Source organism: Pararhizobium mangrovi (genome assembly GCF_006516965.1).
Taxonomy (GTDB): Bacteria; Pseudomonadota; Alphaproteobacteria; order Rhizobiales; family Rhizobiaceae; genus Pararhizobium_B; species Pararhizobium_B mangrovi.
On the sequence record NZ_VHLH01000045.1, the window covers coordinates 1 to 19,912 of the forward strand.

General features: G+C 62.3%; 16 protein-coding genes and 1 tRNA gene. 16 read left to right on the forward strand and 1 reads right to left on the reverse strand.

What is annotated here, in order from left to right; translation table 11 throughout:
* The 12 genes from FJU11_RS17280 to rpoC form a co-directional block, all read left to right on the forward strand.
* Positions 1–332 (forward strand): EF-Tu C-terminal domain-related protein (locus tag FJU11_RS17280; protein ID WP_456320050.1); only part of this gene is annotated, 332 nt, incomplete at its 5' end.
* 277 nt (positions 333–609) lie between these two features.
* Positions 610–1,560, forward strand: coding sequence for a glycosyltransferase family protein (locus FJU11_RS17285; protein WP_141168325.1), 951 nt, complete (start codon positions 610–612; stop codon positions 1,558–1,560).
* Positions 1,557–2,747, forward strand: coding sequence for a hypothetical protein (locus FJU11_RS17290; RefSeq protein WP_141168326.1), 1,191 nt, complete (start codon positions 1,557–1,559; stop codon positions 2,745–2,747). The genes FJU11_RS17285 and FJU11_RS17290 overlap by 4 nt, the downstream gene beginning before the upstream one ends.
* Positions 2,748–2,982: 235 nt before the next feature.
* A tRNA-Trp gene (locus tag FJU11_RS17295) sits at positions 2,983–3,058 on the forward strand.
* 155 nt (positions 3,059–3,213) lie between these two features.
* On the forward strand, positions 3,214–3,417 hold the full coding sequence (secE, locus tag FJU11_RS17300) for a preprotein translocase subunit SecE (RefSeq protein ID WP_141168327.1): 204 nt from the start codon (positions 3,214–3,216) through the stop codon (positions 3,415–3,417).
* A gap of 13 nt (positions 3,418–3,430) precedes the next feature.
* Positions 3,431–3,961, forward strand: coding sequence for a transcription termination/antitermination protein NusG (nusG, locus tag FJU11_RS17305; protein ID WP_141168328.1), 531 nt, complete (start codon positions 3,431–3,433; stop codon positions 3,959–3,961).
* A 235-nt stretch (positions 3,962–4,196) separates the two neighbouring features.
* Positions 4,197–4,625 (forward strand): 50S ribosomal protein L11, encoded by a 429-nt coding sequence (gene rplK / locus FJU11_RS17310; protein ID WP_141168329.1) that lies wholly within the window; start codon positions 4,197–4,199, stop codon positions 4,623–4,625.
* Positions 4,625–5,323, forward strand: a complete 699-nt coding sequence (gene rplA, locus FJU11_RS17315) for a 50S ribosomal protein L1 (RefSeq protein ID WP_141168330.1) — start codon at positions 4,625–4,627, stop codon at positions 5,321–5,323. Before rplK ends, rplA begins: the two co-directional genes overlap by 1 nt.
* Before the next feature lie 387 nt (positions 5,324–5,710).
* On the forward strand, positions 5,711–6,193 hold the full coding sequence (gene rplJ, locus FJU11_RS17320) for a 50S ribosomal protein L10 (protein WP_235891090.1): 483 nt from the start codon (positions 5,711–5,713) through the stop codon (positions 6,191–6,193).
* Positions 6,194–6,250: 57 nt separating this feature from the next.
* Positions 6,251–6,625 (forward strand): 50S ribosomal protein L7/L12, encoded by a 375-nt coding sequence (gene rplL, locus FJU11_RS17325; RefSeq protein ID WP_141168332.1) that lies wholly within the window; start codon positions 6,251–6,253, stop codon positions 6,623–6,625.
* Between the two features lie 189 nt (positions 6,626–6,814).
* A complete protein-coding gene (gene rpoB / locus FJU11_RS17330; protein ID WP_141168333.1) occupies positions 6,815–10,960 on the forward strand; it encodes a DNA-directed RNA polymerase subunit beta in 4,146 nt (1,381 codons plus the stop codon).
* A gap of 196 nt (positions 10,961–11,156) precedes the next feature.
* The gene (rpoC, locus tag FJU11_RS17335; RefSeq protein ID WP_141168334.1) at positions 11,157–15,374 is read left to right on the forward strand and encodes a DNA-directed RNA polymerase subunit beta'; all 4,218 of its coding nucleotides are present in this window, start codon (positions 11,157–11,159) and stop codon (positions 15,372–15,374) included.
* 94 nt (positions 15,375–15,468) lie between these two features.
* Here the strand turns inward: rpoC and FJU11_RS17340 are convergent, their stop codons facing one another.
* Complete coding sequence (locus tag FJU11_RS17340) at positions 15,469–15,768, reverse strand: transcriptional regulator (protein WP_141168335.1); 300 nt, start codon at positions 15,766–15,768, stop codon at positions 15,469–15,471.
* Between the two features lie 527 nt (positions 15,769–16,295).
* Between FJU11_RS17340 and rpsL the strand changes: the two genes are divergently transcribed.
* The 4 genes from rpsL to FJU11_RS17360 all read left to right on the forward strand — a co-directional run.
* The gene (gene rpsL / locus FJU11_RS17345) at positions 16,296–16,667 is read left to right on the forward strand and encodes a 30S ribosomal protein S12 (protein WP_141168336.1); all 372 of its coding nucleotides are present in this window, start codon (positions 16,296–16,298) and stop codon (positions 16,665–16,667) included.
* A 69-nt stretch (positions 16,668–16,736) separates the two neighbouring features.
* Entirely contained in the window at positions 16,737–17,207 is a 471-nt protein-coding gene (gene rpsG / locus FJU11_RS17350) for a 30S ribosomal protein S7 (protein ID WP_141168337.1), read from the forward strand.
* A gap of 30 nt (positions 17,208–17,237) precedes the next feature.
* Positions 17,238–19,328: an elongation factor G gene (fusA, locus tag FJU11_RS17355; RefSeq protein WP_141168338.1), complete on the forward strand. Its 2,091-nt coding sequence runs from the start codon at positions 17,238–17,240 to the stop codon at positions 19,326–19,328.
* Positions 19,329–19,398: 70 nt separating this feature from the next.
* Positions 19,399–19,912 (forward strand): GTP-binding protein (locus FJU11_RS17360; RefSeq protein WP_141168339.1); only part of this gene is annotated, 514 nt, incomplete at its 3' end.

Genomic DNA, 19,912 nt, shown 5'->3' on the forward strand with positions numbered 1-19,912 from the left:
ACGGTGTCGAGCGCGGTCAGATTCTCTGCAAGCCGGGCTCGGTGACGCCGCACACGAAGTTCAAGGCGGAAGCCTACATCCTGACGAAGGAAGAGGGCGGACGCCATACGCCGTTCTTCACGAACTACCGTCCGCAGTTCTACTTCCGCACGACGGACGTGACGGGTGTGGTCACGCTTCCCGAAGGCACGGAGATGGTGATGCCGGGCGACAACGTGACGGTGGACGTGGAGCTGATCGTGCCGATCGCGATGGAAGAGCGCCTTCGCTTCGCCATCCGCGAGGGCGGACGCACCGTCGGCGCCGGCATCGTCGCCGAGATCGTCGAGTAGACGATCTCGACGCCGATGGCGACAGCTGCCGACGGCATATGAAGGGCCGAAATGCGCGCAGGCGCGTTTCGGTGCGGCTCCGGCATCGTCGCCGAGATCGTCGAGCAGCTTCGTCGCCCCGAAGATAAGTTAAAACCGGGCACTTGGTTGTGACCGGATTTAACTTATCGAATTGATCGACGGATCAGTTCTCGGTCCATATTCCGTTCCGATCCTGCACTGAAACGATCTTGGCGATATATGGTATAACGCACGAATTAGGTGAATATATTCGAAGATGGTTTCAAAGGTTCGTCTGGTCACCTGCGTTGGGGTCGATTTTGATCTCGATATTCTTCCTCATTTCCTGAGTCACTATCTCGAACTCGGAATTCCAGCGCGGCAGATACACGTTACGCTTCAAAGCACGTGTTCGCGGAACCCTCGTCTTGTCGAAGCCCAAGAAATCCTGAAATCGTTCGGGGTTTCATGTCCCGATATCTGGGTTGCGCCTTATACGAGCGAAACCATGTGGCAACGCCGGCGTGCCCTTCAGGAGAAGGTAGGCGAGCCCGAAGATTGGATTCTCAGCGCCGATACCGACGAATTCCATGAATATCCGGGTGAACTTCTGTCGTTTCTGACAAGGTGCGAGAAGAGAGGAATTAACTGCGTCCAGGGCGTCTTCGTGGATCATCTTGCCGAAGGTGGGCGTTTAAAGGCTGTTAGGCGAACGCCAACGATCTGGAAGCAGTATCCGCTGGAGGCCGATGTCATCTTCACTCTTGCAGGGAATGGCCAGTTCCATAGCCGAGGAGGGACGGTCAAGTTGATGGCATTCAAAGGCCACATTTTTCCCTCGCGTGGCGGTCATCGTCCGGTGGATGGTCAAAGAAATGTCCGTCACTTTTACGGGGACGCTCTTGGCGCCTTTCGCTTGATCGAAACCCCAGCCTATCGCTTCGCGATTCCGCTCCGTGTCCATCATTTTCACTGGACGGCGACGTTGGAAGATCGCCTACGCAGGCGGATTGCAACACCCGGGGTGAGCGAGGCAGGCAGCGAGTATGGAGGCAAGCTCCTCTCTCATATCGACACATTCGGCGCGATCAATCTAGACAACGTGGCGCTTGCCTCCGAGCACAAAAGGAAAAGGTTTAGAACACGGCCAAGCATGATGCGCAGCAAGTCTGCCATGCGTGGTTTGGAACGTTGCGTACGGCATTTCTTCAAGGGACCGAAGACATGACCCAATGGCGTTGTACTCAACTTTCGTTCGCCGGGCAGTCTGGTCATGCCCATACGCACAGCTATTACGATATCCCAGTTTTCGACGAGACCGGCAGAGCAATCGTGGCGCATCGTCTGTTCTTTTCGGGTCGTAAGCCGACAAGTGACGATCGAATTGAAATCGGCATCGTCAATACGGACGAGCCCGGAAGTTGGGATCAGATCGGCACGAGTTCCGCCTGGAGCTGGCAGCAAGGACCGCTTGCCCAATGGATCGCGGGCGGACCGCGACTGATCTGGAACGACGCGGAAGAAAACCGCCATGTAGCCCGAATTTTCAATCGCGAAACGCGTTCGATAAAGACGCTGCCCATGCCGGTCTACAGTGTAGACCGAGAAGGTCGCCACGCCTTTTCAATCAACATGGCCCGTCTGAACACCGTGCGTCCGGGATATGGCTATCCCGGAGGTGGCGATGCCCGCGTTGACGAAGCGCGACCCGGGGACGACGGAATCTGGCGAATGGCGTTGGACGATCCTTCGCCCAAGCTCATCCTTTCGGTATCTCAGGCTGTGGACTTCATGCGTCGGAACATCGGATGGCGTCTACGGCTCAAACAGTTCAGACATCGCTACGTATACTGGTTCAATCATCTCAAGCTATCGCCGGACGGAAAACGTTTTACAGTCAAGTTGCGTTGGCGCGAACTCGACGGAGCGCGTAACGACCGAATGGGCGTGAGCCTAACATGCAATACGGATGGAACCGATCTTCGTCTGCTAGCGACCGCAACGTCTCATGTTATCTGGAAAACCTCGGACGTACTGTATTTCTGGAGCGAGGGAGCCGTGCGGGAGTACGAGGATCGATCGCCACGTGGAACTGAAAGAGCCCTTCTCGCGCCGGACTTGATTGATGCGAACGTTCATATCCGTCATCTCGACCCGAATGCTCAGACCTACGTGTTCGATACTCCTTATCGCGAAAAGATCGACCTTTTCATACTGGATCGGGCTACGGGTAACCACGAACGTATAGGACGCTTCGAGGGACATACGCCCGAGCGAGGAGAATTCCGATGCGATCTGCATCCCTGTCCAAACGCTCGGGGTGATCGGATCGTGGTTACGTCCATGATGAGTGGCATGCGACAGCTCTACCTGTTTTCCTGGAACGGCGCACCGTTTCCCGACCATGGATCGTGAGCCTTGCAGGCCTGACGGAACGTCTGTCAATCGGGACGGCTCGACATTGTCCGCGCTCGATTGGGAGGACGCCCCGGCGCCGGTGCTCGCTACCTTGCTAGAACGAATGACGGTGGGATCGCTGACGGAGCAACGGGTACCGCGGGGCGAAAGCTGTGGGTGGATCGCACGTGTTCGTCGTCAAAACGCCCTTGAAGCCGGCGGCGTCTTCGCTTAGACCGGCGCGTGGCTTCAAAGGGGTATAGCTCAGTTGGTAGAGCGGCGGTCTCCAAAACCGTAGGCCGGGGGTTCGAGTCCCTCTGCCCCTGCCAGGCGCTCGATCGGGAGTGTCGGAGCCTGTTTTTTGACATGCGGACGATCGCCTCTTGAGAATCGAGTCATCGCTCGTTATGTATAGCGAAATTCCAGCATGCGGTGCGTGGGGTCGTGGTGGCGTCCCGACGTGCCGCAATCGTATGGGTAATCGATGGCATCCAGAACAAATCCCCTGACGTTTCTCCAGCAGGTCCGCGCGGAGACGGCGAAGGTCACGTGGCCGACCCGGCGGGAAACGATGGTCTCGACGATCATGGTGATCGTCATGGTAATCATTACGGCGCTGTTCTTCTTCGCCGTCGACCAGTTCTACGGCTGGGCGATGAGCTTGATTCTCGGCGGCGGCGGACAATAGGGGCAAGGCAGGCATGGCAGCACGCTGGTACATCGTCCACGCCTACTCCAACTTCGAGAAGAAGGTCGCCGACGCGATCGAGGAGAAGGCGCGGACCAAGGGGCTCGATCACCTGTTCGAAAAGGTGATGGTGCCGACCGAAAAGGTGGTCGAGGTTCGTCGTGGCCGCAAGGTCGACGCCGAGCGCAAGTTCTTCCCGGGCTACGTGCTCGTGCGGGCGGACCTGACCGACGAGGCGTATCACCTCATCAAGAACACGCCGAAGGTCACCGGGTTCCTCGGTTCGGACTCGCGGCCGGTTCCGATCCCGGACTCCGAGGCCGAGCGCATCCTGCATCAGGTGCAGGAGGGCGTGGAACGGCCGAAGCCGTCGGTCTCCTTCGAGATCGGCGAGCAGATCCGGGTTTCCGACGGGCCCTTCGCATCGTTCAACGGAACGGTGCAGGACGTCGACGAGGAGCGTTCGCGCCTCAAGGTGGAAGTTTCCATCTTCGGCCGCGCGACGCCGGTCGATCTCGAATACGGGCAGGTCGAGAAGGTCTAGCTTTCGACATGGCGGTGCGCGCCTTCGCCGAATGCGGGGAGGCGTCGTCGCCATGGCATGCTCGTCCGAAGCCGGTTTCGGCATCGGGCGAAAGACGGGGTCTTCGCGATCCCGTACGCGTGGAAGGCGAGGCCGGCTTTAGCCGGTCGGCCGGACCGCACCACGCAACCGCAGCCGCCGATGCGCGCATCGGCCCGTCGCCCGGTCGAGGGCGTGAAACGAAAGGCAGAGAGATATGGCTAAGAAGGTTGCAGGCCAGCTCAAGCTGCAGGTGCCCTCGGGCTCGGCGAACCCTTCGCCGCCGATCGGCCCCGCACTTGGTCAGCGCGGCATCAACATCATGGAGTTCTGCAAGGCGTTCAATGCCGCCACGCAGGAGATGGAAAAGGGAATGCCGATTCCCTGCATCATCACGTACTACCAGGACAAGTCCTTCACCTTCGCGATGAAGCAGCCGCCGGTGACGTACTTCCTGAAGCGCGAGGCGAACCTCAAGTCCGGCTCCAAGGCGCCGGGCAAGGAATCGGCCGGCACGATCTCCGCGGACAAGGTCCGCACGATAGCCGAGGCGAAGATGAAGGATCTGAACGCCGCCGACATCGACGGCGCGATCAAGATGGTCGAGGGCTCCGCGCGGTCCATGGGCCTGGAGGTGACCGCGTAATGGCCAAGCTCTCCAAGCGTATGAAGAAGGTCCGCGACGGCGTCGATCCGACAAAGCTCTACGGCCTCGACGAGGCGATCGGCATGATCAAGGATCGTGCGGTCACCAAGTTCGACGAAACGGTCGAGATCGCAATGAACCTCGGCGTCGATCCGCGCCATGCGGACCAAATGGTCCGCGGCGTCGTCAATTTGCCGAACGGTACGGGCCGGACCGTGCGCGTCGCCGTTTTCGCACGTGATGCGAAGGCCGACGAGGCGCGCGAGGCCGGTGCCGACGTGGTCGGTGCGGAAGATCTCGTCGAGCAGGTGCAGAACGGCCAGATCGACTTCGACCGTTGCATCGCGACGCCGGACATGATGCCGCTCGTCGGTCGTCTCGGCCGCGTGCTCGGTCCGCGCGGCATGATGCCGAACCCGAAGGTCGGCACGGTGACGCAGGATATCGCCTCGGCCGTGAAGGCCTCCAAGGGCGGTGCCGTCGAGTTCCGTGTCGAGCGCGCGGGCATCGTTCATGCCGGTGTCGGCAAGTCCTCCTTCGACGCCAAGGCGCTCGAGGAGAACGTGCGGGCGTTCGCCGATGCGGTGATCAAGGCGAAGCCGGCCGGTGCGAAGGGCAACTACCTCCAGCGCGTCGCCGTCTCATCGACGATGGGCGCGGGCGTGAAGGTCGATCCGTCGACGCTTTCGGCGAGCTGAGGCAAAGTTTCATCGCCGGGCTTCGAAGGCCCGGCGCAACGTGATTTCCGGCCTCCGGGCCGGAAATTTCCGGGACGGGAAACCGCCCCGGAATTCCTGTCCGAGACTGCAGGTGGCTTTCGGGCCTTAATCGTGCCTGCAGGAGACGGGGGTGGATCGAAATTCAAAGGGCACCGCAATGGTTCCCGTTTCGGTTCGAACCTTGGCTGCCTTGTGCCTGAAGTCCGGTCCGCCGGACGAAGCGCGAGGGGACAGGATCCTCAAGCGTCGCTTGCGGATCGCCCGCGGTCGGCAAGCGGCAAAGGCAACCGGCAGGTCGTATGATTGCGGCCTGTCAACTGGAGATGGACAGTGGAAAGAGCGGAAAAGCGCGAATTCGTCACTGCCATGAATTCGGTGTTCCAGAACGCCGGATCCATCGTGGTGGCGCACTATTCCGGTCTGACGGTGGCGCAGATGAACGATCTTCGTTCGCGCATGCGCGTCGCCGGAGGAACCGTGAAGGTCGCGAAGAACCGCCTTGCCCGGATCGCTCTTCAGGGCACGGAAGCCGAAGGGATCACCGATCTCTTCGTCGGTCAGACCCTCGTCGCTTACAGCGAGGATCCGATCACGGCTCCGAAGATCGCCGTCGAGTTCTCAAAGGCCAACAACAAGCTCGTTGTCCTTGGCGGCGCCATGGGTGCCACGAACCTCGACGCCGATGCGGTGAAGCAGCTCGCCGAGCTGCCCTCGCTCGACGAGCTGCGTGCGAAGCTGGTGGGTATGATCAATACGCCCGCTACGCGCCTCGCGCAGATCACCAACGCGCCTGCGGGTCAGCTCGCACGCGTGTTCGGCGCCTATGCCCGGAAGGACGAAGCCGCGTGAAGCGGTACTTCCACGTGAACGAAAAACCAGTTCGAACCGAACGAAGGAATATGAACCATGGCTGATCTCGCCAAGATCGTTGAAGACCTTTCGAACCTGACCGTCCTCGAGGCGGCCGACCTTTCCAAGATGCTCGAGGAGAAGTGGGGCGTTTCCGCCGCCGCTCCCGTCGCAGCCGTTGCCGCTGGTGGCGGTGCCGCTGCCGAGGCCGAGGAAGAAAAGACCGAGTTCGACGTCGTCCTGACGGAAGCCGGTGCCAACAAGATCAACGTCATCAAGGAAGTCCGTGGCATCACGGGCCTCGGCCTCAAGGAGGCGAAGGACCTGGTCGAGTCGGCTCCGAAGCCGGTGAAGGAAGGCATCTCCAAGGGCGAAGCCGAAGAGATGAAGAAGAAGCTGGAAGACGCCGGCGCGAAGGTCGAACTCAAGTAGTTCGCTTCAACGGGAACGGGCGTCCTTCGCCCGTTCCCGACCACGTTCCTAAAAGAACCGATTACCCAAGGTCCGAAATCCGGGTCTTGGGTAATGGGCTCTTCGAAAAGAACCCACATGCAGACGGCGCCGACTGGCCAGCGGCGGACCGTCGACGGCAGGCCCGGTGCACAATGACAAGGAGCGACGATGGCTCAGACGCTTTCGTTTAACGGTCGTAGGCGCGTTCGCAAGTTTTTCGGCGAGATCCCGGAAGTCGCGGAAATGCCCAATCTGATCGAGGTGCAGAAGGCATCCTACGATCAGTTCCTCATGGTGGACGAGCCCGAGGGCGGGCGTCCGGACGACGGGCTTCAGGCCGTCTTCAAGTCGGTCTTCCCGATCGAGGACTTCTCAGGCGCTTCCATGCTCGAGTTCGTGTCCTACGAGTTCGAGCAGCCGAAGTTCGACGTCGACGAGTGCCGCCAGCGCGACATGACGTTCGCCGCGCCGCTGAAGGTGACCCTGCGCCTCATCGTGTTCGATATCGACGAGGATACCGGCGCGAAGTCCATCAAGGACATCAAGGAACAGCAGGTCTACATGGGCGACATGCCGCTCATGACGGAGAACGGCACGTTCATCGTCAACGGCACCGAGCGCGTGATCGTCTCGCAGATGCACCGCTCCCCGGGCGTCTTCTTCGACCACGACAAGGGCAAGACCCATTCGTCCGGCAAGCTGCTCTTCGCCGGTCGCGTGATCCCCTATCGCGGCTCCTGGCTCGACATCGAGTTCGACGCCAAGGACGTCGTCCACGCCCGCATCGACCGTCGCCGCAAGATCCCGGCGACGTCGCTCCTGATGGCGCTCGGCATGGACGGCGAGGAGATCCTCGACACGTTCTACACGAAGTCGATCTACAAGCGTGACGGCGAGGGATGGCGGATCCCGTTCCAGGCCGAATCCTGGAAGGGCGTGAAGGCGCTCGCCGAACTCGTCGACGCCGATACGGGCGAGACGGTGGTCGAGATGGGCCGCAAGCTGACGCCGCGTGTCCTTCGCCAGCTCGACGAGCGTGGCCTCAAGGCGCTGAAGGCGCGCGACGAGGACCTCTACGGCACCTATCTGGCCGAAGACGTCGTCAATCCGGAGACGGGCGAGATCTTCCTCGAAGCCGGCGACGAGCTCGACGAGAAGACGCTGCCGGTCCTGCTCGAAGCGGGTTTCGACGAGATTCCCGTGCTCGACATCGATCACATCAATGTCGGCGGCTACATCCGCAATACGCTCGCCGTCGACAAGAACGAGGGTCGTCAGGACGCGCTCTTCGACATCTACCGGGTGATGCGCCCGGGCGAGCCGCCGACCATGGAGACGGCGGAAGCGATGTTCACGTCGCTCTTCTTCGATCCGGAGCGCTACGACCTTTCCGCGGTCGGCCGCGTGAAGATGAACATGCGCCTAGACCTCGACGCCGAGGATACCGTGCGCACGCTGCGCAAGGAGGACATCCTCGCAGTCGTGAAGACGCTCGTCGCACTTCGTGACGGCAAGGGCGAGATCGACGACATCGACAATCTCGGCAATCGCCGTGTGCGTTCGGTCGGCGAGCTGATGGAGAACCAGTACCGTTTGGGCCTCCTGCGCATGGAGCGTGCGATCAAGGAACGCATGTCGTCAATCGAGATCGACACGGTCATGCCGCAGGATCTCATCAACGCCAAGCCGGCGGCCGCGGCCGTTCGCGAGTTCTTCGGTTCCTCGCAGCTCTCGCAGTTCATGGACCAGGTGAACCCGCTCGCGGAGATCACCCACAAGCGCCGTCTTTCCGCGCTCGGCCCGGGCGGTCTGACCCGTGAGCGTGCCGGCTTCGAGGTGCGCGACGTGCACCCGACGCATTACGGCCGCATCTGCCCGATCGAGACGCCGGAAGGCCCGAACATCGGCCTCATCAACTCGCTGGCGACCTTTGCGCGCGTCAACAAGTACGGCTTTATCGAGAGCCCGTACCGCAAGGTGGTCGACGGCAAGGTGACGAAGGAAGTCGTCTACCTTTCGGCGATGGAAGAGGCGAAGTTCCACGTCGCGCAGGCGAACGTGGTGCTGAACGACGATGCGTCCTTCACCGAGGAGTTCGTGGTCGTGCGTTTCAACGGCGACGTGATGCTCGCCCCGCGCGACACCGTCGACCTGATGGACGTGTCGCCGAAGCAGCTCGTGTCGGTGGCAGCGGCGCTCATCCCGTTCCTCGAGAACGACGACGCCAACCGGGCTCTCATGGGCTCGAACATGCAGCGTCAGGCCGTGCCGCTGGTGCGCGCCGAGGCGCCGTTCGTCGGCACCGGCATGGAATCGGTCGTCGCCCGTGATTCGGGTGCCGCCATCGCGGCGAAGCGTTCGGGGACGGTCGACCAGATCGACGCGACGCGTATCGTCATCCGTGCGACGGAAGAGACCGATGCCGCCAAGTCCGGCGTCGACATCTACCGGCTGATGAAGTTCCAGCGCTCCAACCAGTCCACTTGCGTCAACCAGCGTCCGCTGGTTTCCGTTGGCGACCGGATCGAGGCGGGCGACATCATCGCGGACGGTCCGTCGACGGATCTCGGCGACCTGGCGCTCGGCCGCAACGCGCTCGTCGCGTTCATGCCGTGGAACGGCTACAACTACGAGGACTCGATCCTGCTTTCCGAGCGCATCGTGCGCGAGGACGTGTTCACCTCCATCCATCTCGACGAGTTCGAGGTGATGGCGCGCGACACGAAGCTCGGACCGGAAGAGATCACGCGCGACATTCCGAACGTCTCGGAGGAATCGCTCAAGAATCTCGACGAGGCGGGCATCGTTTATGTCGGTGCCGAGGTCCAGCCGGGCGACATCCTCGTCGGCAAGATCACGCCGAAGGGCGAAAGCCCGATGACCCCGGAGGAGAAGCTTCTCCGCGCCATCTTCGGCGAGAAGGCCTCCGACGTTCGCGACACGTCCATGCGCATGCCCCCCGGCACGTTCGGGACGGTCGTCGAGGTTCGCGTCTTCAACCGCCACGGCGTGGAGAAGGACGAGCGCGCCATGGCGATCGAGCGCGAGGAGATCGAGCGGCTCGCCAAGGACCGCGACGACGAGCAGGCGATCCTCGACCGCAACGTCTACGGCCGTCTGGTCGAGATGCTCTCCGGCAAGGCGGCGATCGCCGGGCCGAAAGGCTTCAAGAAGGGCACCGAGCTCTCCGAAGACGTGATGAAGGAATATCCGCGCTCGCAGTGGTGGATGTTCGCCGTCGAGGACGAGCGTCTGCAGGGCGAGATCGAGACGCTGCGCGAGCAGTACGACGAGTCCAAGCAGCGCCTCGAAAGCCGCTTCATGGACAAGGTCGAGAAGGTGCAGCGCGGCGACGAGATGCCGCCCGGCGTCATGAAGATGGTCAAGGTCTTCGTCGCGGTGAAGCGCAAGATCCAGCCCGGCGACAAGATGGCCGGCCGCCACGGCAACAAGGGCGTGGTCAGCCGCATCCTGCCGGTCGAGGACATGCCTTTCCTCGAAGACGGTACCCATGTAGACATGGTGCTGAACCCCCTCGGCGTGCCTTCGCGCATGAATGTCGGGCAGATCCTTGAGACGCATCTCGGCTGGGCCTGTGCAGGCATGGGCAACCGCATCAACTCGATGCTGGAAGCCTATCGCGAGAACGGCGACATGACGCCCGTGCGCGATGTCATCAACGACGTGCTGGGTTCGGGCACGAAGGGCGAGGCGATCGGCGAGTACGACGACGATTCCGTCGTGCGCATGGCCGAGCAGTACCGCAGGGGCGTCACCATCGCGACGCCGGTCTTCGACGGTGCGTCGGAGCCGGACGTGACGGAAATGCTCGAAAAGGCGGGGCTGAGCGGCACCGGTCAGTCGACCGTCTATGACGGGCGTACCGGCGAGCAGTTCGACCGTCAGGTGACGGTGGGCTATATGTATATGCTCAAGCTCAACCACCTGGTGGACGACAAGATCCACGCGCGTTCGATCGGCCCGTACTCGCTCGTTACCCAGCAGCCGCTGGGCGGCAAGGCGCAGTTCGGCGGCCAGCGCTTCGGAGAGATGGAGGTCTGGGCCCTTGAAGCCTACGGTGCGGCCTATACCCTTCAGGAGATGCTGACCGTGAAATCGGACGACGTCGCGGGCCGTACCAAGGTGTACGAGGCGATCGTGCGCGGCGACGATACGTTCGAGGCGGGCATTCCCGAGAGCTTCAACGTGCTCGTCAAGGAGATGCGTTCGCTCGGCCTCAACGTCGAACTGGAAAACAGCCGGATCGAAGGCGAACTGCCGCCGGTGAGCGACCTGCCGGACGCGGCGGAATAAGATCGAAACTCGGGTGCGCGCTCCAGCGGCGCGCACCCGTTCCGCCTCCCGACGTCATGCCGGGGAGGGCGGGACGAAACGCCGCGCTCCGGAGCGCGGTACGAGAGATTTCAAGGTGGGCAGGCGTCCCGACGGCCGGAACGGGCGCGACCGCCACACGAAGGGCTCTCAGGCAGAGCCCGCATAGGAGACAGGCATGAACCAAGAGGTCATGAATCTTTTCAACCCGCAGGCGCCTGCGCAGACCTTCGATTCCATCCGGATTTCGATCGCGTCGCCGGACAAGATCCTGTCCTGGTCCTACGGGGAGATCAAGAAGCCCGAGACCATCAACTACCGTACCTTCAAGCCGGAGCGCGAGGGTCTCTTCTGCGCGCGCATCTTCGGTCCGATCAAGGACTACGAGTGCCTGTGCGGCAAGTACAAGCGGATGAAGTACAAGGGCATCATCTGCGAGAAGTGCGGCGTCGAGGTCACGCTGTCGCGCGTGCGCCGCGAGCGCATGGGCCACATCGAGCTCGCCGCGCCCGTCGCCCACATCTGGTTCCTGAAGTCGCTGCCGAGCCGTATCGGCACGCTTCTCGACATGACGCTCAAGGACATCGAGCGCGTTCTCTATTTCGAGAACTACATCGTCACGGAGCCCGGCCTAACGTCGCTGAAGGAGAACCAGCTTCTCTCGGAAGAGGAATACATGCTCGCCGTCGACGAGTTCGGCGAGGATTCCTTCACCGCCATGATCGGTGCGGAAGCGATCTACGAGCTTCTGGCGGCCATGGACCTGCCGAAGATCGGCGTCGACCTGCGCGAGGAACTCGCAACGACGAATTCCGATCTGAAGCAGAAGAAGATCATGAAGCGGCTGAAGATCGTCGAGAACTTTCTGGAGTCGGGCAACCGGCCGGAATGGATGATCATGAAGGTCGTCCCGGTGATCCCGCCGGACCTGCGCCCGCTCGTGCCCCTCGACGGCGGCCGGTTTGCCACGTCCGACCTCAACGATCTCTATCGCCGCGTCATCAACCGGAACAACCGTCTGAAGCGGCTGATCGAGCTTCGTGCACCCGGCATCATCATCCGCAACGAGAAGCGGATGCTGCAGGAATCCGTCGACGCGCTGTTCGACAACGGCCGTCGCGGCCGCGTCATCACGGGTGCCAACAAGCGTCCGCTGAAATCGCTCTCCGACATGCTGAAGGGCAAGCAGGGCCGTTTCCGTCAGAACCTGCTGGGCAAGCGCGTCGACTATTCGGGCCGTTCGGTCATCGTGACCGGACCGGAACTGAAGCTGCACCAGTGCGGCCTGCCGAAGAAGATGGCGCTCGAACTCTTCAAGCCGTTCATCTATGCCCGCCTCGACGCCAAGGGCTATTCGTCCACCGTCAAGCAGGCCAAGAAGCTCGTCGAGAAGGAGAAGCCGGAAGTCTGGGACATCCTCGACGAGGTGATCCGCGAGCATCCGGTGCTCCTCAACCGCGCGCCGACGCTTCACCGCCTCGGCATCCAAGCCTTCGAGCCGACGCTCGTCGAAGGCAAGGCGATCCAGCTTCACCCGCTGGTCTGCACGGCCTTCAACGCCGACTTCGACGGCGACCAGATGGCGGTCCACGTGCCGCTTTCGCTGGAAGCCCAGCTCGAAGCGCGCGTTTTGATGATGTCGACCAACAACATCCTTCATCCGGCGAACGGCCAGCCGATCATCGTGCCGTCGCAGGACATGGTTCTCGGCCTCTACTACCTGTCGATCATGAACGAGAACGAGCCGGGCCAGGGCATGGCGTTCTCCGACATGGGCGAGCTCTACCATGCGCTCGAGAACAAGACGGTGACGCTGCACTCCAAGGTGAAGGGTCGTTTCAAGACGGTCGACGCCGAGGGCAATCCGGTTTCGGGTATCCACGAGACGACGCCCGGCCGCATGATCATCGGCGACCTCCTGCCGAAGAACGTCAACGTGCCGTTCGACACCTGCAACCAGGAGATGACCAAGAAGAACATCTCCAAGATGATCGACACGGTCTATCGTCACTGCGGGCAGAAGGACACGGTGATCTTCTGCGACCATATCATGCAGCTCGGCTTCTCCCATGCCTGCCGCGCCGGCATTTCGTTCGGCAAGGACGACATGGTGATCCCGGATTCCAAGGCCGGTGTCGTCGGCGAGACGGAAGCTCTCGCGAAGGAATACGAGCAGCAGTACAATGACGGCCTGATTACCCAGGGCGAGAAGTACAACAAGGTGGTCGACGCCTGGGGCAAGGCGACCGAGAAGGTCGCCGACGAAATGATGGCGCGAATCAAGGCGGTCGAGTTCGACGAGACGACGGGTCGTCAAAAGCCCATGAACTCGATCTACATGATGTCGCACTCCGGCGCGCGTGGTTCTGCGAACCAGATGCGTCAGCTCGGCGGCATGCGCGGCCTGATGGCGAAGCCCTCCGGCGAGATCATCGAGACGCCGATCATCTCGAACTTCAAGGAAGGCCTGACCGTGAACGAGTACTTCAACTCGACGCACGGTGCGCGTAAGGGCCTTGCCGACACGGCGTTGAAAACGGCGAACTCAGGCTACCTGACCCGTCGCCTCGTCGACGTGGCGCAGGACTGCATCGTGACGCAGGACGACTGCGGCACGGAACGCGGCCTGACCATGCAGGCGATCGTCGATGCCGGCCAGGTCGTCGCCTCGCTCGGCCAGCGTGTGCTTGGCCGGACTGCGCTCGAGGACGTCAACCACCCGACGACGGGCGACGTGCTCGTGCCGGGCGGCTCGATCATCGAGGAAAGCCACGTGCTGGCCATCGAGGAAGCCGGCATCCAGACGCTTCGGATCCGCTCGGCGCTGACCTGCGAAATGCAGAACGGCGTGTGCGGCGTGTGCTACGGGCGCGATCTTGCTCGCGGTACGCCCGTCAACATGGGCGAAGCCGTCGGCGTCATTGCCGCGCAGTCGATCGGCGAGCCGGGCACCCAGCTCACCATGCGTACGTTCCACCTCGGTGGCACGGCGACGGTGGTCGACCAGTCGTTCCTCGAGGCATCCTACGAGGGCAAGGTCCAGATCAAGAACCGCAACATGCTGCGCAATTCCGATGGCGACCTCGTCGCAACCGGGCGCAACATGGCGGTCCAGATCCTCGACGAGAAGGGCAACGAGCGGTCGTCGCAGCGCGTGGCGTACGGCTCGAAGCTTCACGTCGACGACGGCGATCAGGTCCGTCGCGGCCAGCGTCTCGCCGAGTGGGATCCCTACACCCGGCCGATGCTGACCGAGATCGAGGGCACGGTCGAGTTCGAGGATGTGGTCGACGGTCTGTCGGTCATCGAATCGACGGACGAATCGACCGGCATCACCAAGCGTCAGGTCGTCGACTGGCGGTCCACGCCGCGCGGTGCGGATCTCAAGCCGGCAATCGTCATCAAGGACGAGAACGGCGAGGTCGCCAAGCTCGCCCGGGGTGGCGAGGCGCGATTCATGCTTTCGGTGGACGCGGTTCTTTCCGTCGAGCCGGGTGCGAAGGCGAGCCAGGGCGACGTCCTTGCCCGTGTTCCGCTGGAAAGCGCGAAGACGAAGGACATCACCGGTGGTCTGCCGCGCGTTGCCGAACTCTTCGAGGCACGTCGTCCGAAGGACCACGCCATCATCGCGGAGATCGACGGCACGGTGCGGCTGGGGCGCGACTACAAGAACAAGCGCCGGATCACCATCGAACCGTCCGAGGACGGCGAGTCTTCGCGGGAGTACCTCATCCCGAAGGGCAAGCCGTTCCACCTTCAGGATGGCGACGCCATCGAGAAGGGCGACTACATCCTCGACGGCAACCCGGCTCCGCACGACATCCTCGCCATCAAGGGCGTCGAGGCGCTGGCTTCCTACCTCGTCAACGAGATCCAGGAGGTCTACCGGCTGCAGGGCGTGGTGATCAACGACAAGCACATCGAGGTGATCGTTCGCCAGATGCTGCAGAAGGTCGAGATCACCGAGGCGGGCGATTCGGGTTACATCGTCGGTGACAACGTCGACCGGATCGAGCTGGACCAGGTCAATGCGCAGCTCGTCGAGGAAGGCAAGGAGATCGCCAGCGGCGACCCCGTGCTGCTCGGCATCACCAAGGCTTCGCTGCAGACGCCGTCCTTCATCTCGGCGGCCTCTTTCCAGGAGACCACCAAGGTGCTGACGGAGGCTGCGGTCGCCGGCAAGACCGACACGCTGCAGGGCCTGAAGGAGAACGTCATCGTCGGCCGTCTCATCCCGGCCGGTACGGGCGGCACGATGAACCAGATCCGCCGTATCGCCACGAGCCGCGACGATCTGATCCTCGAGGAGCGGCGCAAGTCGTCCGGCGGCGAAGACGCTACGCCCATGCTCACCGACATGGCGAGCGAGAGCGAGCAGGTGCCTGCGGGCGAGTAGCCTTCGTCATCGGTTCGTTCGAACAATAAAAGAAGGCCGCCTCGTTTTCGCGAGGCGGCCTTTTTCGTTCGCTACGCCGTAGCGACGTGTCTTTTCAGTCCTCGAAGGTGACGATCGCGACTTCGCCCTCGGTCGCGCCCTGATAGGCGGAGGCGTGCGGCTCTTCCTCGGGCATCTCATCGACGGTACCGATCCGGTCGAGCTCGGCACGCGTATAGCCCTGTTCGGACAGGGCGTTCAGGCTCTCGCGCACCGCACTGTCCTCGTCGGCAGCCGATATCAGGATATGGATTTCCGTGCCTTCGTCGTCGCTTTCGCGGTGGGCACGGCCGGTGAGGATGAAGACGACGGGCTCCGCGTCTTCGTTGTCGTTGACGGGAAATTCGCGGCTCATGCTGCCATCCATCTTTCGATTCGATTCTTCGCGGTTCGGCGCGATTCGTCCTTCGTGCGAACGGATCGCGCTTTCGCCATGATGCGAACGATATATGCCATGTCGTGCGCCGGGCGAATGTTCCGAGTGAATATCGGCATGTCTTGAAAAAGGCGCCTGACGCAACAATATTGCGGTGTACCGGGAAGCGCGACCCGAAGAAGGGTTTGCGGGACGTTAATTCCCGCTCGGCCCTTGACGTGCCGGACTGCAGCCGGTAAATCGCCCGACACCAGAGCCGATGTGGGACTTGCCGGTTCGAAGCGACGCGTTTCGAAGTTCGTCCCAAACATAGCTCGTGATAGCACGCTGATACGACAATGCTGCACGCATGACGCGCCATACGCGTCCTCTGCCGCGAGGGGTTAATCCACGGGAAGCCGCTGGGTTCGAACCTCGTTTTGCGCATGGATGTGGCTTGCGTCAAAGCCCGCCGGGTGGCGTCGTCGCTCGTCGGGGTACGGAAACGATTTGCAAGGGATGCTGTGATGCCCACCGTGAACCAGCTCATCCGCAAGCCGCGCCAGGCGCCCGTCAAGCGCAACAAGGTGCCGGCGCTGGAAGAAAACCCGCAGAAGCGCGGCGTTTGCACGCGCGTCTACACGACGACGCCGAAGAAGCCGAACTCGGCCCTGCGTAAGGTCGCCAAGATCCGCCTGACCAACGGCTACGAGGTCATCGGCTACATCCCGGGCGAGGGGCATAACCTTCAGGAGCACTCCGTGGTGATGATCCGCGGCGGCCGCGTGAAGGACCTTCCGGGCGTGCGCTACCACATCATCCGCGGCGTTCTCGACACGCAGGGCGTCAAGAACCGCAAGCAGCGCCGTTCCAAGTACGGTGCCAAGCGGCCGAAGTAAGGCCGGTATCGGCGCGGCCCGGACGCCGGGCCGCCTGACGAGATCGACAGAACGCGAGAGACGAACCGAATGTCACGACGTCACAGAGCAGAAAAGCGCGAGATCAATCCCGATCCGAAGTTCGGCGATCTCGTCATCACGAAGTTCATGAACGCCGTCATGTATCACGGCAAGAAGTCCACCGCCGAGCGGATCGTCTACGGCGCGTTCGACATCGTCGAAACCCGCACGAAGCAGGAGCCGGTGACGATCTTCCACCAGGCGCTCGACAACATCGCGCCGCATGTGGAAGTCCGCTCGCGGCGCGTCGGCGGTGCCACCTATCAGGTGCCGGTCGACGTTCGGCCGGAGCGTCGCCAGGCGCTCGCCATCCGCTGGCTCATCAACGCTGCGCGCGGACGTAACGAGACGACCATGATCGATCGCCTTTCCGGCGAACTCATGGACGCCTCGAACAACCGTGGCAGCGCCGTCAAGAAGCGCGAAGACACGCACCGCATGGCCGAGGCCAACCGCGCGTTCTCGCATTACCGCTGGTAGAGCGGTCTCAAGCATCCGAGAGGTATTCTCATGGCTCGCGAATACGCAATCGAAGACTATCGCAACTTCGGTATCATGGCGCACATCGACGCCGGCAAGACGACGACGACCGAGCGCGTCCTGTTCTACACCGGCCGGTCGCACAAGATCGGTGAAGTGCACGACGGCGCCGCGACGATGGACTGGATGAGCCAGGAGCAGGAGCGCGGCATCACGATTACGTCGGCCGCGACGACGACCTTCTGGAAGGGTCGCGACGGCAAGGCCCGTCGCTTCAACATCATCGACACGCCCGGCCACGTCGACTTCACCATTGAGGTCGAGCGTTCGCTTCGCGTGCTCGACGGTGCGATTGCGCTGCTCGACGCCAATGCCGGTGTCGAGCCGCAGACCGAGACCGTGTGGCGCCAGGCCGACAAGTACGAAGTGCCGCGGCTGATCTTCTGCAACAAGATGGACAAGCTCGGTGCGGACTTCTATCGCTCCGCCGAGATGGTGAAGTCGCGCCTCGGTGCGACGCCGGCCATCATGCAGCTGCCGATCGGCGCCGAAAACGACTTCAAGGGCGTGATCGACCTCGTCGAGATGAACGCTCTGGTCTGGCGCGACGAGTCGCTCGGCGCGCAGTGGGACATCGTCGAGATCCCAGAAGACCAGAAGGTCGAAGCCGAAGAGTATCGTGAGAAGCTGATCGAGACGGTCGTCGAGGCCGACGAAGCGGCGATGGAGCGGTATCTCGAAGGTGAAATGCCCGACAACGACGAGATCCGTCGTCTGGTGCGTGCCGGCACGCTGACCAACCAGTTCTTCCCGATGTTCTGCGGTTCCGCCTTCAAGAACAAGGGCGTGCAGCCGTTGCTCGACGCCGTCGTCGACTACCTGCCGAGCCCGATCGACATCGCCGCCATCAAGGGCATCGACGTCAAGACGGAAGAGCCGACGAAGCGCAAGGCGAACGACAACGAGCCGGTCGCCCTTCTCGCCTTCAAGGTGATGAACGACCCCTTCGTCGGTACGCTGACCTTCTGCCGGCTTTATTCCGGCACGCTGACGAAGGGCGGTTCGCTGCTTAACACCGTCAAGGAAAAGCGCGAGCGCATTGGCCGAATGCTGCAGATGCATTCCAATTCGCGTGAGGACATCGAGACGGCTTATGCGGGCGACATCGTCGCGCTTGCCGGCCTCAAGGAGACCACGACGGGCGACACGCTGTGCGACCAGTCGGCTCCGGTCATCCTGGAGCGCATGGAATTCCCCGATCCGGTCATCCAGATTGCGATCGAGCCGAAGACAAAGGCCGACCAGGAGAAGATGGGCGTCGCCCTCAACCGTCTCGCGGCGGAGGATCCGTCCTTCCGCGTTTCGAGCGACGAGGAATCGGGCCAGACCATCATCGCCGGCATGGGCGAGCTTCATCTCGACATCATCGTCGACCGCATGAAGCGCGAGTTCAAGGTCGAGGCGAATGTGGGCGCACCGCAGGTCGCCTACCGCGAGACGATCACGAAGAGCCACGAGGAAGACTACACCCACAAGAAGCAGTCGGGTGGCTCGGGTCAGTTCGCACGCGTCAAGATCCGCTTCGAGCCGAACGAGGAATCGGAAGAGTTCGAGTTCCAGTCGAAGATCGTCGGCGGCAACGTGCCGAAGGAATACATTCCGGGTGTCCAGAAGGGCATCGAGAGCGTGCTTTCTTCCGGTCCGCTCGCGGGCTTCCCCATGCTCGGCGTCAAGGCGACGCTGCTCGACGGCGCTTACCACGACGTCGACTCCTCGGTTCTGGCCTTCGAGATCGCGGGTCGGGCCTGCTTCCGGGAGGCCGCCAAGAAGGCGGGCGCCCAGCTCCTCGAGCCGATCATGCGCGTCGAGGTCGTTACGCCTGAGGAATACCTGGGCGATGTCATCGGCGACCTGAATTCCCGCCGCGGTCAGATCCAGGGTCAGGAAGCGCGTGGCGTGGCCGTATCGGTGCATGCACACGTGCCGCTGGCGAACATGTTCAAGTACGTCGACAACCTGCGCTCCATGAGCCAGGGCCGCGCGCAGTACACGATGCAGTTCGACCATTATGGTCCGGTGCCGTCCAACGTGGCGCAGGAAATCCAGTCCAAATACGCCTGATCCGGCATCAACCGCGACAGCGAGCTGAAATCGATCCCCTGATGGGGAACAGACAAACGGAGAGCCGAAAATGGCAAAAGGAAAGTTTGAACGCACGAAGCCGCACGTGAACATCGGCACGATTGGTCACGTTGACCATGGCAAGACGACGCTGACGGCAGCGATCACGAAGTTCTTCGGGGATTTCCGTGCGTACGACCAGATCGACGCGGCGCCGGAGGAGAAGGCGCGCGGCATCACGATCTCGACGGCGCATGTGGAGTACGAGACGGATGCGCGGCACTACGCGCACGTCGACTGCCCGGGCCACGCCGACTACGTGAAGAACATGATCACCGGTGCGGCGCAGATGGACGGGGCGATCCTGGTGGTGTCTGCCGCCGATGGCCCGATGCCGCAGACGCGCGAGCACATCCTGCTCGCCCGCCAGGTCGGCGTTCCGGGGATCGTGGTCTACCTCAACAAGTGCGACCAGGTCGACGACGAAGAGCTCCTGGAGCTCGTCGAGCTCGAGGTTCGCGAGCTTCTTTCGAGCTACGAGTTCCCGGGCGACGACATTCCGATCGTCAAGGGCTCGGCGCTGG